General features: G+C 44.3%; 14 protein-coding genes. 1 reads left to right on the forward strand and 13 read right to left on the reverse strand.

From position 1 onward, the window contains the following. Positions 1 to 6 precede the first annotated feature (6 nt). The 10 genes from CD05_RS0109045 to CD05_RS0109090 all read right to left on the reverse strand — a co-directional run bounded on the left by CD05_RS0109045 (position 7) and on the right by CD05_RS0109090 (position 7,786). Positions 7 to 1,071, reverse strand: coding sequence for a hypothetical protein (locus CD05_RS0109045; RefSeq protein WP_028510242.1), 1,065 nt, complete (start codon positions 1,069 to 1,071; stop codon positions 7 to 9). Next, positions 1,061 to 2,515, reverse strand: a complete 1,455-nt coding sequence (locus CD05_RS19685; RefSeq protein ID WP_051588904.1) for a hypothetical protein — start codon at positions 2,513 to 2,515, stop codon at positions 1,061 to 1,063. The genes CD05_RS0109045 and CD05_RS19685 overlap by 11 nt, the downstream gene beginning before the upstream one ends. A 1-nt stretch (position 2,516) precedes the next feature. Beyond that, positions 2,517 to 2,891 (reverse strand): hypothetical protein, encoded by a 375-nt coding sequence (locus CD05_RS0109055; RefSeq protein WP_028510243.1) that lies wholly within the window; start codon positions 2,889 to 2,891, stop codon positions 2,517 to 2,519. 14 nt (positions 2,892 to 2,905) lie between these two features. Beyond that, entirely contained in the window at positions 2,906 to 3,775 is an 870-nt protein-coding gene (locus tag CD05_RS0109060; RefSeq protein ID WP_028510244.1) for a hypothetical protein, read from the reverse strand. A gap of 88 nt (positions 3,776 to 3,863) precedes the next feature. After that, positions 3,864 to 4,673, reverse strand: coding sequence for a metallophosphoesterase (locus tag CD05_RS18055; RefSeq protein ID WP_084262146.1), 810 nt, complete (start codon positions 4,671 to 4,673; stop codon positions 3,864 to 3,866). Beyond that, a complete protein-coding gene (locus CD05_RS0109070) occupies positions 4,663 to 5,445 on the reverse strand; it encodes a DnaB-like helicase C-terminal domain-containing protein (protein ID WP_028510245.1) in 783 nt (260 codons plus the stop codon). The genes CD05_RS18055 and CD05_RS0109070 overlap by 11 nt, the downstream gene beginning before the upstream one ends. Positions 5,446 to 5,499: 54 nt before the next feature. Beyond that, positions 5,500 to 5,742: a hypothetical protein gene (locus tag CD05_RS0109075; protein ID WP_028510246.1), complete on the reverse strand. Its 243-nt coding sequence runs from the start codon at positions 5,740 to 5,742 to the stop codon at positions 5,500 to 5,502. Further along, a complete protein-coding gene (locus tag CD05_RS18060; protein WP_051588906.1) occupies positions 5,739 to 6,227 on the reverse strand; it encodes a hypothetical protein in 489 nt (162 codons plus the stop codon). Before CD05_RS18060 ends, CD05_RS0109075 begins: the two co-directional genes overlap by 4 nt. Then, on the reverse strand, positions 6,220 to 7,314 hold the full coding sequence (locus tag CD05_RS0109085; RefSeq protein ID WP_028510247.1) for a hypothetical protein: 1,095 nt from the start codon (positions 7,312 to 7,314) through the stop codon (positions 6,220 to 6,222). The genes CD05_RS18060 and CD05_RS0109085 overlap by 8 nt, the downstream gene beginning before the upstream one ends. Continuing rightward, on the reverse strand, positions 7,298 to 7,786 hold the full coding sequence (locus CD05_RS0109090) for an SLOG family protein (RefSeq protein WP_037322918.1): 489 nt from the start codon (positions 7,784 to 7,786) through the stop codon (positions 7,298 to 7,300). The genes CD05_RS0109085 and CD05_RS0109090 overlap by 17 nt, the downstream gene beginning before the upstream one ends. Before the next feature lie 140 nt (positions 7,787 to 7,926). Here CD05_RS0109090 and CD05_RS18065 point away from each other — a divergent pair, with 140 nt between their 5' ends. Beyond that, positions 7,927 to 8,571: a hypothetical protein gene (locus CD05_RS18065; RefSeq protein ID WP_037322920.1), complete on the forward strand. Its 645-nt coding sequence runs from the start codon at positions 7,927 to 7,929 to the stop codon at positions 8,569 to 8,571. Between the two features lie 89 nt (positions 8,572 to 8,660). Here CD05_RS18065 and CD05_RS19690 read toward each other — a convergent pair whose 3' ends face one another. From CD05_RS19690 to CD05_RS0109115, 3 genes are all read right to left on the reverse strand, one after another. Further along, a complete protein-coding gene (locus CD05_RS19690) occupies positions 8,661 to 10,667 on the reverse strand; it encodes an AAA family ATPase (RefSeq protein WP_051588907.1) in 2,007 nt (668 codons plus the stop codon). Between the two features lie 447 nt (positions 10,668 to 11,114). Further along, positions 11,115 to 14,318, reverse strand: coding sequence for a UvrD-helicase domain-containing protein (locus tag CD05_RS0109110; protein ID WP_084262148.1), 3,204 nt, complete (start codon positions 14,316 to 14,318; stop codon positions 11,115 to 11,117). Continuing rightward, the gene (locus CD05_RS0109115; RefSeq protein WP_028510251.1) at positions 14,315 to 16,813 is read right to left on the reverse strand and encodes a PD-(D/E)XK nuclease family protein; all 2,499 of its coding nucleotides are present in this window, start codon (positions 16,811 to 16,813) and stop codon (positions 14,315 to 14,317) included. The genes CD05_RS0109110 and CD05_RS0109115 overlap by 4 nt, the downstream gene beginning before the upstream one ends. Positions 16,814 to 16,869 lie beyond the last annotated feature (56 nt).

Consider the following 16,869-nt stretch of genomic DNA (forward strand, 5'->3'; position numbering starts at 1 on the left):
AAGCTATCATCTGAAAAAAGTATGATGTGTATGCCATAATTCATCAAGTTCAGCTATCTTTAAACGCTGATACTTATCCGCATCTACATAGCAATCTCTGTTCTTTATATTACCCCACGAATAGTCATAAAGCAGATCCTTCATAGTGTAATCGCTGTCATCATCAAGCGCCATGGCAAGATATTTCGTGCCGTAAGTCACATCACCAAGCTCACTTATTTCAGGGTAGTCAATGTCAAGAGGCTCGTAATCGCCGCTGCTAAGATAACCGCCTGTTATCTCCGCATCTTCCTCAGAAAAGCTCTCTATCGGATAGAGCATACTGTAACGGTAACCTTTTTGGCGGTACTGCTCACGCTTATCCTTGAATTCTTTGAAATTTTCGTCATCGGGCTCGGTAAACACACCGTATTCTGTTTGCACCTTCTGCCCTTCACGGCAGGTCACCTTTACAAGATCACCTTTTTTAAATGGCAGCGGTATCCACACAAAATATCCCGAAATATTTAGCTCATAGCGCAGTTTATCATCTTCTATCACAGGCTCAGCACTGATAAGGCGTAGGTTCTTGTCATATATATGGTCATAGCCCCAAATACACCCGCTTGGTACTAACGGAACTGCCGATATTATAAACTCGCAGAACTGATCAGGTGCATAGAATTTCTTATCCTTTTTTATATCCTCAAAAGCATCTCTGTATGTAGGGAAGTATTTGTTCGGGCAGCCTAAATCATCGTCTTCATCATTTATCGTTTTTATAAAAACATAGCCCTGTGATAAATCTCTGAGTGCGAGTGACTTCTTCATATAGTCGATATAAGCTCTGAGCTTTTGCCGGAATGAATTTTCCGTACATTTCCAGGGAACGCCTGCTATTTCTTCGCCGAACTCATCATCTGCATAGGTATTAAATAGATATTCAAGAGCGGCTATCTTTTCTTCGGGCGTTTTACCCTTGCTTCTTGTTATGATCACCGCCTGCTCAGCCGGGGTAAACTCATATCCGATTGATCTGAGATGTCGTCTTATCGCCTTTGAATCAATAAATGAAAGAAAATCATAATCCATTTTGTTCTCCTATCTTTTTTCGCAGATAATCATCTGCTTTGTCGAGATCTCTGCACCTGAAATATCCACACGAATAGTCACTTAGCAGTTCTTTCAGGCTGTAACCGCTGTTATCATCAAGCGCCATTGCAAGGTATTTTGTGCCGCAGTTTACCTTATCAAGCTCGCCTATTTCGGGGTAGTCAAGATCAAGCGGATAATAATGGTCGTAAGTAAACGTTCCGCCAACCGTTGAATCTTTTTCTTCTATGAAATAATCTAACGGGTAGAACATATCCGTATAGTCGCCCTGCCTGCGGTGCTTTTCACGCATTAGCAAAAAGCGTGCGTTTTTTTCATCAGCCTCCCACGAAAAGACTGCGTATTCCTTCTTAAAGCACCAGGCATCGACATAACGTATCCTGACAAGGTCGCCCTTTTTAAAAGGCAAAGGCAGCCATACATAGTATTGCGATATGTCAAGCTCGGGCTGCTCGTCATCGATAGGCAAAACTGCATCGGCACTCACAAGGCGAAACTCGTTGTCATATGTATGGTCATAACCATATCTCTTGCCCTCGGGCTTAACTGTTATCCTGTACTCGCATCTGCAGTCGGGGATATCATCGGTGTAATACTCTTTCTGAGCTTTCAGATACTCAAACGCCTGCTGATAAGATGAGAAATAGATTTTCTCACAATCGGAATAATCATAGCCTTCCTCGCACACTGCGGCAATGAAGATATATCTCTGCGCCGACAGCTTTAAAGCAAGTGATCTGTTCATTCCGTCGATATAGCACCTGAGCTTCTGACGGAATGTCATTTTCGACTCGCCGTAAAACATACCGACCTTTTCTTCTCCGAAATCTTTGTCGGTGTATTTATCATAGAGATATTCAAGCGCTGAGAGCTTTTCATCGACCGTCTTATTATAGCTGTTTGCTATCAGCACCGCCTGCTCGGCAGGGGTGAATTCATAGCCTGTATATCTGATGTGAGCCCTTATCGCCTTTGAGTCGATAAAAGATAAAAAATCAAAATCAGTCATGCTTTTCTCCTTATCCTGTGTTACTATGACTGCAACAGGCTTTCCCTGTCTTTCCATATCCTCTGTATTACAGCGTGTACCCTTGCTCTTTCCGTTCCAGAACATCAGCGCACAGTCTGCATCATTTGCCATAGCGATATCCTTCTGCCTGTAAAACTCAAATCCGCTCATGCCCTCTGCATTGATGTGCCTGACAGGGTATGTACCAACATTGTTTCTCACCCTATCGCCGCTAACATATACCGTAACATTTGTATAGCCTTGCTCGTGCAGATACTCCTGCACTAGCCTGTCAACACCGCCGCAGTCGCCCACAAGCACTTCATACCCCTCTCTGCACACACGGTCAAGCTCCTTTGTCATGCATGGGGAAAGCTCTTTTATTGTCTTTGAACCACCTATAAATATCTTCATATCATTCTCCTGTATCAAGCGCACATTGATAATGCGCAGAGCCGTCCGCTTTTAGTGTCACATCGGTTATCCCGTTGTCTGCCGTCAGCCCGAACTGCGCCGTCACTGCAGCTTTGAGCTTGTCTGTGCAGATATACGGCGAGCAGAAAATTATCGCCCTGCCGTGCCGCAGCTCAACTCGCCCTCTCGGGTAGTAATTATACGGGTGGCCGCCCGTTATGCTGCTGTCAAGCGTTGCCCAGATGCGCTTATGATTAATGTCCTTTGAGATAATTGCGGTATTATAAAGCACGCCGTTTGCATCGGACGGGAAACTGACTGTTACAAGGTCGCCGATATCGGGAGAGATCTGCCAGAATAGGCCTTTGAAGAGCATTTATCTATCCCCTTTCAATCGACAATATCATCCTCTATCGTTTTATATTTATCCTTTATCATCAGAAAATAGCCCATAAGGTGTTCACCGGTAAAAGAATCTCCACATTCTGTGTCAAAGAATCTTACACCGTATTCGTTTGTATCGTTCCAGAACATAGCGCCGAAATACTCTATATCCTCTTTACTGTATTTATCCAAAAAGTCTTTAAGGACATCTGCAAAAAGAACGCCGTTATACAGATGCCACACCTTGTCTTTGGTGACACTGAAAAATCCAAAAACCTCATTTTTCAGATCATAATCTTCAGGAAAAGCTGTATCTCCTTCTTCAGACAGCAAATGCAGATACTCTTTGTGCATAAGAGCATATATTCTTGATATATTCTGCTGTTTATCAAATCTTGCTCTGCCTGTCCTCAGACTGTCTATATCTATATCATCACAAAGCACTTTCATACAACACAGATCACAATAGAGTTTTTCAAAAACAATCATATTTAACGCATATTTTCTATTCAGAGTTTGTGAATAGAAACTTAGTCCGCCGCCTGTAAAAAACTCAATCACTGCTGCCGCACAGGAGGCACCAATATCATCTGCGGTAAAAATGACCTCTCGTCCTTCGGCAAATGCTTTTATGACCATATCTGCAACAGCATCAGATTCTTCAAAATAACTGTATATAGTTCCATAACGCTCACATATCTCATCATATCCGATATTGTCACATTGTACACATAGATACTCGGCACAGGCATTACGAAGATCAACAGGAGATTCATCAGAGCCATAAAAATAGATTATCGTATCATTTCTGCGAAATACAGGTTCTGCTTCAACACTGTGTATCTTTTCTTTTGACCATAAAACGATATCTCTCATAATCAATTCTCCTTATGCTCTGTGTTGTTTTCTCCTTGTTCTGTACCTTTATTATATATCAGGCCATGTGCAAAATCTTGCACATGGCCTATCTGCCACGAACGCTGAATATACTCTTTTCACCGCTCAATATGATGTCAAATTCATTTATAGAATGAACTGTATTATAGAGTGCCGCCATCCTTCTTTCAGGGACTACCATATCAATATGAAAATGTCCGCAGAACCACTTGTCAAACTTCACCTTATCAAGCACAGTATCAAGGAACCGGGCTGTGCGGCATGGCCATATTTTATTTGCAAATCTCGGTATCTGCGTTATAATGCTCTGAGGCAGAGTATGAGTAATAATATAGTCCACCTGCCAGCCTGCACGTTCAAGGTTTTCAAGAGCAAGTTCAGTTTCGGCATATGTCGGTTCTTCTCCGCTCCACCAGCTGTAACCCTCGGTACGGTATTTCTTGTCAACACTTGCCGCACCGCCGAAGGTAAAAAAGCTCCTGCTTTCTATCTCATATATTTCTCCACGCATAAGGTGTATTACATTCTGTGCGTGAGGGTGAATCTGCACTCTGCCGCCATACATTTGAGTAACAGGCTGTCTGCTCCACCAGTCGTGATTATCGTGATTGCCGTCAACAAACAGCACCTTGTACGGGCGCTCGGCAAACCACTTCATATATGTGGTGTACTCGCTTTTAGCGCCATTTTCATACTCCTTTATATCATCAGGCGCGAAAGGAAAACCGAAATCACCTGTGATGATAACAATGTCTTCTTCGGACAGAGAGATATGCAAGCGTTTAAGCTCTTTTCGTGTGAGCTTTTGCATATCAATTCCGCCGTGTGTATCACCTGTAATGTAGATCATATTCTCTCCTTGTTTTTTACAGCTCATAGAACCTTCCGTCTTTGCATCCTATCATAAACCTATATGGTTCTCTTTTGTGTACTCTGATACGGCATTTTAGCGGGATCTTATCATCATACTTATCCTGATATTCCGATACCTTACTTAGTATTATTTCAGCATCTGCCTTGTCAAATCCACAACCTGAGACCATATCCGATATTGTATCATCTCTGCCACCAACAATTCCGTAATCATTTATAGACGGCAACAGATAATTCAATATTACAGTTACATTTAGTTTTTCTGCAGTTTCTTTCAGTAAACATATTATCTTTTCGAATGACTCCTGTAAAGGCAGGCAATAATCAGGCATCAACTGAATAAAATCCACCACTATCATTCCAAGATTCTCTATTTCTTCTGCATCTTCGATGATACGTTCAAAAGGTCTGCCAATATAACTATCATGATCATCATATATGAGCAGCGGAACATCTGAGAGTGTATCAGAAATACCCGATAACATCCAAATAGTTCTCGCAGCTATCTGCTCTTTGCTGTGCTCATAAGGTATGAACAAAGTCTTCTTGCCTGTCACCTTTGCTGTATTATACGCAATATTCAGCGAAAACTGTGTCATTCCCGTCTGCGGTCTTGCACCTAAAAGGATAAGGCTGCCTTTTTTCATATCTCCCAGTATCCTGTCCAGAGAATCAATGCCTGTTACTATATAGTTATCCATTTGTCCTTTGATGTACAGCTTATCGACCGCATCTTTTATTGAAACTATCCTGTCTGATACATTATTTCTATTCATAGCTATATCTCCCTACTTTTTTCTGTCCTTATCATTTATCTCCTGAAAACCTCATCAGTATAACTTCCACCGGTAGTCATATATCTTCCTGTAACCACCGCCGCTTGAAACATTCTCGGTGCGGCGCACCTTGCGGTTTGCTGTCATACGCAGTAACCTCTTGTCCTTCGGGGCATAATATGTCCTCACATATCTGTCATTCCTGTCATCATACCATGTACCTTTTATTATGCCCGATGTTTCACGGCTGAGCTTTTTTAGCCTGCGCCTTGTTTCACGGCTTCTTTTCCAGCTCATTCTATCACCTCACAGCATTTGTCGCAAAGCGTTTTCAGCCAGCGCCCGCCTCTGAGCTTTCTGAGACTTCCCTCTTTTCCGCAGTACTCGCAGATATGAGCACTTTTTTCCTCGTATTTACGCACACACTCTTTTATCTCTGCACGCAGATCTTTTACATCTTCGGGCAGATCTTTATCATCGGGCGACAGGCGCAGAGTGCATGAACCTAAAAAGTCTATTGCCGACACCCTCTGCGGCTCGCCCTCAAAGGTGTAGTAAAACCGCAGTTTTGCAAACTTCTCCTTTACCTGCAATACTATTATATCAACAGGCAGGCCCCGGCTTGTATAAGCGTCTTTTATCTCAGCACAAAGGGTGTGTATCAGTTCATACCACCCGTCCCGGCACTGACAGCCAAAGCGGCGGTATGGGCTTCCGCTTTTCTCATCATACTTCATAAAAGGAAACTCTTCACCGAGTGCTGTTTTAAGCTCTTTATTCATTATCCCTCCCGATATATCGTTCTATATCATAATCTCTCCAAAGGCGGCGCTTTGCGATAATGTCCTCAATACCTGCCTTTTTGTAGCAATCATCGGTATAATCCCAGAAGGGGAAGCACTCTCTGTATTCCCTCTCCTTGCGTATAGCATCATTTGCGATAAGCAGCATATGCGGATCTATCTCGCCTTTGAGCAGACCGCTCACAGCTTTGAGCAAACGGAGATCTCTGTATCGGTATGTATGTTTTTCGCAGATGCAAAGCTCGCCGTCAAAATATTCAAGGTTATGAAGATCGTGTACGCACTCATCATAAAGATGCCCGTCATCATCTACCCAGTAACCGTATGCGACCATATCCGATGAATCAGAGCTGACCTTACTGTTTTCTATCCATTTTTCGTCCTTATCCCAATAGCATATGTTGTTAAGCACCATAGGTTCTGACTGGTATTCTGTTCCGCAGGGGATAAGAATATCTCCCTTTTTAAACGGCGTGGGGATATACACCCATATCTCATCAAATAGCGGCACACGCTCTTCAAGGTTATGCTCTATCGAGCTTACTTCAAGATCATCATTCAGGCAGCCTGTTATATACTTGCCTGTGTCAAGCTGTTTTCCGGTTATCCTGAAACCTGTATATTCACCCGGCTCGCAGTCTTTTATTCTTTCTTTAAGTGCCGCAAGCGCACGGTCATAGGTCGTGTAGATATTGCTGTCTTCAAAGTATTCACGCTTACTGCCCAAATGGAAGCCGAACTGATAGACCATTTTATATCTCTCGCCGTTTTTATAATACTGATAGGCGTGTATATAATTATCGTGTATAAAGCCGTGCCTCAGCGCTCTGAAAAAGCTGTCATCTCCCATATAGCTTTCAAGTCTTTTGTGGGTGACATCGGGCATTGTGTGCATTATCTCGTCAAAGAGGCTTATCTTTTCTTCAAAGCTGATGCGCTTGCAATCGTTGATGATAAACGCCGTTTCATATGCGTTGAACTGATGCCCTATCGAGCGACAGTATTCGCCTACTGTTTTTGAATTGAAATAGCTGTAAATATCAATTTTGTTATTCCTCCGTTTCAAATACGTTTATTATCGTCAGACCTTTCTTCTGTGCAAAGCCCACCGTCTGCCCCGTGCCGCTTTTTACCGTCTTGTCATAGTAGCAGACACAAAAGCTGTCGACCTGCTCGACAAGGCGTGCATTGCGTATCTTCATACAGTCTTTGGTACGGCTCGGTGAAGTTATTTCCACGCTGTCGGCACGCTGGAGGATTATGCGAAAGTCAAACTTCTCCCCTGCCGACCAGCCCTTTGTCTGCTCGTCATTCGGGCAGGGCAGAACAAGGTGCAGGCGTATATCCTTATACTTTTCACGCAGCGAAAGCACACACTTTGCAGCGATAGTATCAAACCCCACCGCACCGCCTGCATAAAAGTCGGTGGCATTTTCTGTTGTGATAAGATTTTCAAGGCAGGTGTAAAGCCTGTTGAAAAGTGTTACTGTGTTTTCCGGTATCTCTCTGTGGCCTGTAAAGCAAACCGAGCGTTGCATTTGTATCATCTCCTTCTGTTATTATAATAGCACTATGACGGTGCAAGATTTTGCACACGGGGTGGTTTATAATAATTGCAATAACAAGTATTGACAAATCTATATACCATGTTATAATAGTAAAAACGGAGGTAATTACTATGGCAAAACGACCTGTATATTATATAAAAAACAGCATAGTGTGTGAGCGTGAAGTCAAATTTGAGTGGTTTGCAGGCTTTGCAATAAGCCAGAAGCAGAAGTCGATCAACAGCCTGCATTCTGCGATCAAAAAACTCGCGCCCGATGCAAGACCTCTCGAGATAAGCACGAAAGGCACCGAGCCGCTCGGCGTAAAGCTTAGTGCTTTCAATCTTAAACTGGACGACTATCCGCTTGAATGTGTTTTCCAGTCATCAAAGGTGTTTGACGATACAAACGCACCGCACACCGAATGGCTCACACTCCACCCGAAGGAGGCAAAAGGCAAAGCCGCCGAGCTTCATTCTTTGGGACGTAGGCTGACAGGCTTTTTGTACAACGGCATTAGCTTTCCGCTTCAGCCGACAACGGCGTTTTATGACTATATCTATATGTGTGCGGTCATTGAGTCGCTGAGTGCTGATGAGATAACAAAGCTATCGCAGTTTGACCATTTTACCGATATTGAGTTCAACCCCAGAAAGAGCCTGAACACTCAGGCACGCACGGCGGCATTGCTGCGGATAATGCTTGATGAGTCCGGCACTATAAAACCGCTCACACCCGAGGAATTTATAGAGTATCACAAACAGCATATAAAGTAATGCCGGCACACACCGGCATTATTCTTTATCTGCTTTTATTGCCGTAAAACATATCCGCATGGGAACTTCTCATGCGGATATTTCTTTTATCACCCTGCAAAGCCTATCCTGCGCTGAACAGGTTTGCTATTATTTTCTTTAATATCTGTTTCTATCTGTGTAAAATCATCACCCGTCAGAGTGACTATGTCATCACCCGTGAGCTTGTCAAATTCACACATAGATAGCCTTGCTGCCTGTGCGAGCTGTGCCTGCTCGACTAAATTTCTTGCAAAACGCCCGTTTCCGAAATCATCAGATTCAAGTGCCTTATCAAATATCGGCACAAGCGAGTCGTCAACGTCATCTGCCAGCTTATAGCCGTTGTCTTTTGCGATGAGCTTTGTTATCTTAACAAGCTCATCGGTATTGTAATTCGGGAAATCGACATAGAAGGATATTCGTGAGCGCAGACCGGGGTTTCTGTCGATAAACTCCTTCATTTCCTTTGGGTAGCCTGCAAATATCACCACCATATCTTCTCTGTGGTTTTCCATTTCCTGAACGATTGTGTTTATCGCTTCATCGCCAAAACTGCTCCTGTGATGATCAACAAGAGAATACGCCTCGTCGATAAAAAGCACCGAGCCTTTGGCTTTTCTGAACATCGCTTTTACCTGAACAGCCGTCCAGCCGACAAACTGCCCGACAAGATCACTTCTGCCGCATTCGACAAGCTCGCCGACAGAAAGCACACCGTTATCTTTGAGTATCTGTGCAAAAAGCCTTGCAACAGTTGTTTTTGCCGTACCCGGGTTGCCTGTGAATACCATATGCATAACACGTTTAGCATTAGGCATTCCCCTGTCTGCAAGAGCCTTGTGCAGCCTTGAATAGTTTATCGCCTGATCAATAATCTTCTTTACGCTCTCAAGGCCTATCATTTCCTGTAATCTGTCATAAGCGCTGCCTTTGGGCTTTTCGTCCTTTTCAAGCTCGGCGCTTTTCTTGAAATCGGAGTACTGCGGATAAATGGAAGTTTTGAGCGCATTTGAATACCATATGTCATAGAGCGTTTTAAGGTCTTTGGAATAATAACCCTTGTCTTTTGTGACATACGAGAGCAATTCCTTGTCAGCCTTTACCTTATCTCTGCGGCAGTATGAACGCAGGAGTTTCTTTGCATCGTTATTAAAGGCAAGACGCTCGGTTATCTCGACAAATGTTATTTCGGGAAGAGCATTTTTTATCATTCCGACCTTGCTTTCAAGCTCATTTGGCATCGTGAATATCACAAGCGACCTGTGCTTGTTGTCTTTTATAAGCTCAAACATTTCCGTATTTAGCACATTCGATATTGCAGCACCGCTGTCTTCTCTGCTAAGATCTGAAAGGTCAATTACAACAGTTCCGCCCTGTGCAGCAGCAAAAACGCCCTCGGAATCAGCGCTTGCTCTTATATAGTCCATATTAAGGATAGTATAACGGTGTGAACCGAGCCTGTTAGCCTTGTAAAGAGTATCAATAAGCCTGTCACATATCTTCATGGATTCACTTGCCCTGATGATATAATGAACAGGGTGCCCCTTTGCGTTTTCTATTACAGACGGTTTGCTGATGCGTTCTGTTTCGGGGATAAAGCTCTCGTCATACAGCCCAAGCTGTGCCGCCTTTTTAATATCGGCATAATTGTAGCTTTTTGCAAGTCTTTCCGTTGGTGTTATGCGGTGGCTGTTGAAAGCATCCATACTGAATACATCAAGATAATCATCATCAAATCTGAAAGTGGTTCCCGAGTACCTGTTAAGGGTGCATATCGACTTTACCATTATCTCTTCGGACTCTATCTTGCCTGACAGACCTGCATCTTTGGAAAAACCGCTGATAATATCCTCAGCACGGCTGCCGTCAGAAACAACGATTCCAAAGGAAAGCTTATTCCTGGTATCACCGCAGATAAAGCAGCATCTCTTGCCGACATATTTGCTGTTGATCTTGTCTATTGCTTCATTGATGCGCTCAACTGCTTCCTTGCTGTAATCATTTCTGCTGTACTTATCTTTTTCCTCTGTGGGAAGCGGCTTGTCGAGCTTTAAAGTTGCCTTATAGCAGATCATTTTTCTTTCCTCCGTTTCGTTGTGTTTCGGTTTGTTTCTCTTGGGCAATACCACACGACCATTGTGTGTCAGATACGCAGTCATATTTTTTGTCAGATTACCTAAATTTGACGCAGGCGGGCTACCGCCCGGCAAGGAGAATTTGGGTGATATGACGGAAAATATGAAAGCAGATGACATACAAAGGCGTAAGCCGTTGGTCGTGCGGTATTGCCCTTTATTTACTGTCTTTATTATACAAAACGCTTTGGGTGAAATTTTGCACACGGCAGTTTTCAAAGTCTGCTTTTTTTGTTTCTGTAAGTCAAGCATAACACATCAAGAAAGGCATTTCGTCAACAAATTATGAACAAGATGAACAAGTACATATTTATGTACATATAGAATTATAACATAAAAAGGCAGACGACTCACATCACCTGTGCATCGTCTGCAAAACAAATACTATTATACGTCGATATGGTAGATATAGCTCTCGGCTGTCTCGCCTGTCAGCTTATTGAATGCCGCCTTGTATGCGCTAAGCTGTGCTGCATATTTATCATCAAGGGCGGCGGTTTCGTAGTTTGTCTTGTAGTCGATAATAAACCACTTGCCGTTCTTTTTGTAGATAAGATCTATCACGCCGTCAACAAGCTCATAGCCGTTATCACTCTGCGCCTTGTAGCAAAAAGGCACTTCGCAGCCGATATTCTCGGCATCTTTCAATTCTGCAATTATATCATCGGGCATACCGTTTTTCTGTGCAAAGCCGCCGCTTTTCAGCTTATCGTAAACGCCGTTTAGTATAGCCTTATATTCGTCATTTCCGTCAAGCTCATATATCACCGCCGAAACGACATCTTCCTTTTCGGGAAGCGTGGGTGCTGATACTATCCTCTCCATAAGCCTGTGTACAAGAATTCCCGTAAACCTCGGGTCTGTTCCTTCCCTGCGCTTGGGCGTAGGAGTATCGTCTGCACCTGTGTCTTTTGAAGCCTTTGTCTCTGCCTTTATCTTGCTCGGCAGAACTATTCTGTAGCTTTTTTCAAGCGAAGGGCTGTCTTTAAACGGTTCGGCGGCTTTCTTTGCGATATCCGACGCCTTTATCTCATGCTTTACAGAAACTGTGTCTGTGTCGGGATAATCTATCACCTCATCGGTATTCTCCGCAAGAAAACGCCATCTGTTTGGTTTGTTTGTACCCTCTGCATCAGCGACTATCAAAGCACTGCGAGCTCTTGTTGCCGCAACATATAAAAGCCTTTCACTCTCGGCGATAAGTGCCTGCTTTTCCTCGGCATTTTTATCTCCATACAAATCTGTATGTATATATGCTCCTTTCTCGCTGCAATTAAAAATGTAGCTGTTGTAACCGTCCTCTGTGCGCTCGACTCTTTGCTCCGGATCGTGTTCACTCTTCAGCCCGTCTGCAAGAATAACTATGTTTTCTTCAAGCCCCTTTACCTTGTGAAGATTGGCTATCCTCACAAGGTCACCTGCACCTTCAAATCTCAGCGTGCGCTCGTGCTTCTTTGTGTAGATCATTTCTTTCAGCTTGTCTGCCGCATCGTTAAGGCTGCTTATCTCGCCTTTTGTTTCTGCATCACGCAGCAGATCAAGCGCAAAGAACAGGCTCTCTAGGTTATCCGCAGGCAGCTTTTCAAGCAGGCCAAGCTCCTTTATGATGATACTACAAAGCACGCTCGGGGCATATGCATCTTTCTTTTTATAAAGCTCATCAAGTGCTGCAAACGCCTTGTCTATCCGTTCATCGCCTGTGGGATTGAAGGAATGCAGCGAGAACACAGGCTTTGCACACGAAAGCTCATACTCACCGATACCAAAGCAGCCGCCGTTAATCGCCGTGAATACGGCTATGCTCTCATCAGGGTGTGCAAGTGCCGTGACTGCCTGATATAGTGCGACAAGCACAGGACATTTGCCGAGCAGATTGCTGCCCTCGGCGCTGAAAGGGATACCCGCTTCTTTCATAGCGTGCATAAATTTGTTTATGTTGGTTTTGTAGGGCACGATTATCATAAAGTCCTTATAGCTGATATTTCGCTTTTCTTTGCTGTCACGATCAATAACAAACTTGTTTTTGTCACCAACAAGCCCCTTTATCAGCCTTATGACATCATCAACATCGCTCTCCTCGTCGGTATGGTATTTATACATTCCCGAGAAAATGTCATCGTTTCTTTCTTCATCGGCATCAATGGGTATCTCCTCAAACCTGCTCTGATCCTTCGTGTCCTCGGGGAGCAGCTTTGTAAACAGCTCATTGAACTTTTCCTTCAGCTTCGGCACTGTACGGAAATTCCTTGTAAGCCCAAGCAGCCTGCCGCCCGATCTTTCAAACAGCTCCTTTACTGCCGTGAATGCCGAAGTGTCTGCCCCTCTGAAACGGTAGATAGACTGCTTCGGGTCGCCCACCACAAACAGCGAGCCGTCTCTCGGAACACACTTCGTCCAGTCAGGATCGGGCTCCTTTGCCGCAAGATAGAAAAAAATCTCCGACTGCACCGGGTCGGTATCCTGAAATTCGTCTATAAGAAAATAGCTGTGGCGCTCACTGATATGCCTTATCAGCCTGCCGCCGTTTGCAGCATCTTTTTTAAGCATATCACGCAGGCACATTTTTGCATCATAAAAGCTGAGCCTGCCGTTTGAAACGTTGACATCACTTATCTCCTTTATAGCCGCTTCTATAAAGTCTATTGTTGCAGAATACTTGTATTCTTTCAGCTTGCCTACAAAGTCACTCTTTTCAAAGATGAGCCTGTATGCATTTTTAGGATTACCCGATTCAATAAACAAATGCGAAAGTTCACAGCACATTGCATCGGGCGTACAGGTTATGAGGTATTTTTCAGCCTTATTAAGAATATCTGTTATACTTGAAAATATACTCTCCCACGGGCACTTTATCTCTTCAAGAACAGTGATTATTGTCTCCAGCTTTTTTATATTCTTAGGGCCAATCTTTCCAGAAGTGTAAGCGACCTCCGGGTGATCAATTATCCTTTGTAAAAGCTGTATCAGCTGACGTTTTTCTTCTTCAAGGTCCTTTTCGATATCGCCCGAATACTCGGTGTGTATCATCTTTGTATGCCTGAGCTGCGAATACTTTTTGCAGGCAACTTTAAAAACCTTGTCGGGATCTTTGTTTACAGCTGCAAAAAGAAGATATTTTCTAAAAAGCTCGGCGCTGTACCTTCCGTCACCCTTTGCAATCTGGGATAATGCAATGCCGTAAACGTCGCCCATTTCCGCTTCTTCCTTAACAGTAAAATCAGAGGGCAGCCCTGCATCTGTCGGGTGCTCACGAAGCAGCAGCTCTGAGAATGAGTCTATCGTGCCCATAAAGCACAGGTCAATGTTGTCAAGTGCCTTGCGATAGCGTTCTGCTTTCACGCTGTCAGGCTCATTTACAGCAAGCTGCGACAGCTTGGTCTGAAAGCGCATATAAAACTCCCTTGCCGCCGCTTTTGTAAATGTTATTGCACATAAGCGGCTTATGTCAACACATGCGCCAACTGCCGCTGTCATTCGCTCAACGAGCTGCCTTGTCTTGCCCGAGCCTGCGCCTGCCGAGACAAGAATATTGCAGCCGATATCATTTTTTATAGACTCTCTTGCGAGCTGATCGTTGTCTTTTTTCATCATTCATTCCTCCCGCAAATGTCTTTAAAATCACAGTATTTGCAATCGCCCTTCTTCTCGGTGCGCTCGAATATGCCGTTTTCTATCGACTCTGCAATATCTTCAAGCAGCTGCCCGACCTTTTCTCTCATCTCATTAGTATATGTGCAGCTAATCAGATTTCCTTCCTTGACAAAGTGATATTCACCCCTGCCGACAGTTATACCAAGGCTCTTTTCTAAAATGTAAGCATACACCATAGTCTGCGTGCAGCCATCAAAAACATCATCTTTATACCCCTTGCTCTTGCCCGTTTTAAAATCGACTATCACCTGTACGCCGTTTTTCTGCCTGACGAGCCTGTCGAGCCTGCCGCCTATCTCAAAGCCTTTTGAGTGGGTAAACGAGATATTCTCCTCGTTCATCACAGACTCATACTCAGCAGACCACCTGTAGGCTGTTCTTGCCCATTTCTTAAAATCAGCGCCCTGCTTATTTGCTTCTGCCAGCTTTATCGGCGGGTGTTTTAAGATGTATCGCTGCCATACCTCACGGGCTTTCATAGCAAGCTCATCTTCGCTTAAGCCCATGAAACCGTACTTCTGCATGACCTCATCATGAAACAGCGTTCCTATTTCCCACGGCTCGATAACTTTGAGCGGATCTATCGGGCTTTTCTTTCTAAGCCCCAGCACAGTATTATAATAAAACCTCTTTTGGCAGGTTAAGTATTCGCCTATCTTTGAAGGGCTTATCTTTATTCTTGACATATCAATGCCGGCAGGCTCACTGTCATCCGCTTTTTCGGGAACGATATCAATGCCCTGCGAATACTCGCTCGCAATAAGCTCTGTTTTATCGAACACACTTGAGAAATAGCCCCTGCTGTCCATAGCACTCATAAGCTCGTTTACAGATGCACCCTCGCCTTTTATCTCACGGAATATCTCAAACAGCACAGACGAGGGGTTGTTATCCTTTAGCTGTGCGGTGTCATAGCCGCTGTATGAAAGCCCGATATCACACCCTGCCGAAGCCGCAAGCGTTAAAAGCGATTTGAGCGCACGCTTTTTGTCGGCAAGTATCTTTAATGATGTGGGCGCATCATCACTAAAGCGCTGCATATCTTTGTCGCAGATAAGATAATTCTCCTTCGGCTTTCCCGGGAAATCTGCCGTAAGCCCAGTTACAAACAGATTTTTTCTTAGGCACGCCGCAGCCTGCGAAATGCCTGTTATATGAAGACAGCCCTCGGCGCTGTTTTCGCAGCAAACGTTCTTTTTGAGAACGTACTGTATCATTCCGATAACGCTGTCGGTGTCGTCAAACACATCAAGCTCACGACATATCATATTCTTTGCAGCTGTGTCAAAAGGTGTCATGGTTTTTCTGATTACGGCGTATTTGTCAATTATATAAGGTATGCCCTTTTCAAACTCGGCCGAGAGTTTTTGAGCAAAAGCGAGAACCGCCGCTTCTTCGCTGTCCTCTGCAATATTATCTGCAAGTACAGATATCCTTTGCTCGTTGATATCATGCGAGAATGAAAGCCTTAAACCGCCTGCACATTCCACGGCCTTGTGAAGCAGCTTGCGGTCACAGCCAAGAGTTTCCGTAAGCGCATTCGTATCAAACCAATCGGAAAAGACAACGCCGTTTAAAGCGTCCACTCCGTAAAGGCCGTTCGTACACCATTTCTTTATTGCCTTTAAAAGAGCTGCAGGGAACGAACGGCTCGCAGGCAGGCCGCAGCCCATAGTCACTTTGAGCCCATACTGCTCGCAAAGCTCATAAAACATCAGTGGCGTGGCAGAAACATCGGCGCAGACGATAACGCAGCTGTCAAGGGTGGCATTGCTGTTTATTATCCTGCTTATAACGTCCTTCGCTTCATTCATACTACCCCGTGAACGGATAAATGACACATCACTGAGCGGCTTGTCGGCAAGTCCGAGCATAGCCTTCATTGATGAATATGTAACACCGCCCGAGAGCTTTTCCGCAAGCGCTTTTCCGATAAGTGACACGGGGAAGTCATCAAGCACGATTATTTCCTTGCCAAGAGGCGAAGCCTTTTCCAAAGCCCTGCGCACATAGCCGATACTGTCTGTCAGGCCGTCTTTTTCAAGACGTGATATATACTTATTATACACTTCAAAAAACGCTTTGTTTGCCTGCGGAAATTCGCCGCCCGAGAGCAGAGAACGCATAGTCTCCCCCTCGTTATCGGTTATCAGCCCACGCAGGCTTTCAAGCGTGCGGCAGAAATTCTGTGCATCGACATACGACGAGCTTGCGTAATACGTCGTATCTTTCATTATCTCATACATCATCGCCGCCGAATCCGTCGGGGCAGCAAGCGCATAGCCTGCTGTAAGCCCGCTTTTCATCAGCGCATACTCGGCAAGCGAGTTTACGTTCATAACACGCACGCCAAAGGTATCGAGCCCATGCCTTGCAAGCGTTCGCAGCAGCTCGGCCTCGTTTATCTGCGGTGCGAGAATAAGTTTGTTTATCATAGGGAGTCACCGTCCTTGATATGTATTCTTTACCAAAACAATACGATAAATATCAT

It is taken from the genome of Ruminococcus sp. NK3A76, assembly GCF_000686125.1.
Classification (GTDB): Bacteria; Bacillota; Clostridia; order Oscillospirales; family Ruminococcaceae; genus NK3A76.

What these genes read in the sequence shown, in the direction of transcription:
- CD05_RS0109045 (WP_028510242.1), bottom strand. Translation starts at nt 1,071, where the DNA reads ATGGATTATGATTTTCTTTCATTTATTGATTCAAAGGCGATAAGACGA.
- CD05_RS19685 (WP_051588904.1), bottom strand. Translation starts at nt 2,515, where the DNA reads ATGAAGATATTTATAGGTGGTTCAAAGACAATAAAAGAGCTTTCCCCA.
- CD05_RS0109055 (WP_028510243.1), bottom strand. Translation starts at nt 2,891, where the DNA reads ATGCTCTTCAAAGGCCTATTCTGGCAGATCTCTCCCGATATCGGCGAC.
- CD05_RS0109060 (WP_028510244.1), bottom strand. Translation starts at nt 3,775, where the DNA reads ATGAGAGATATCGTTTTATGGTCAAAAGAAAAGATACACAGTGTTGAA.
- CD05_RS18055 (WP_084262146.1), bottom strand. Translation starts at nt 4,673, where the DNA reads ATGAGCTGTAAAAAACAAGGAGAGAATATGATCTACATTACAGGTGAT.
- CD05_RS0109070 (WP_028510245.1), bottom strand. Translation starts at nt 5,445, where the DNA reads ATGAATAGAAATAATGTATCAGACAGGATAGTTTCAATAAAAGATGCG.
- CD05_RS0109075 (WP_028510246.1), bottom strand. Translation starts at nt 5,742, where the DNA reads ATGAGCTGGAAAAGAAGCCGTGAAACAAGGCGCAGGCTAAAAAAGCTC.
- CD05_RS18060 (WP_051588906.1), bottom strand. Translation starts at nt 6,227, where the DNA reads ATGAATAAAGAGCTTAAAACAGCACTCGGTGAAGAGTTTCCTTTTATG.
- CD05_RS0109090 (WP_037322918.1), bottom strand. Translation starts at nt 7,786, where the DNA reads ATGCAACGCTCGGTTTGCTTTACAGGCCACAGAGAGATACCGGAAAAC.
- CD05_RS18065 (WP_037322920.1), top strand. Translation starts at nt 7,927, where the DNA reads ATGGCAAAACGACCTGTATATTATATAAAAAACAGCATAGTGTGTGAG.
- CD05_RS19690 (WP_051588907.1), bottom strand. Translation starts at nt 10,667, where the DNA reads ATGATCTGCTATAAGGCAACTTTAAAGCTCGACAAGCCGCTTCCCACA.
- CD05_RS0109110 (WP_084262148.1), bottom strand. Translation starts at nt 14,318, where the DNA reads ATGATGAAAAAAGACAACGATCAGCTCGCAAGAGAGTCTATAAAAAAT.
- CD05_RS0109115 (WP_028510251.1), bottom strand. Translation starts at nt 16,813, where the DNA reads ATGATAAACAAACTTATTCTCGCACCGCAGATAAACGAGGCCGAGCTG.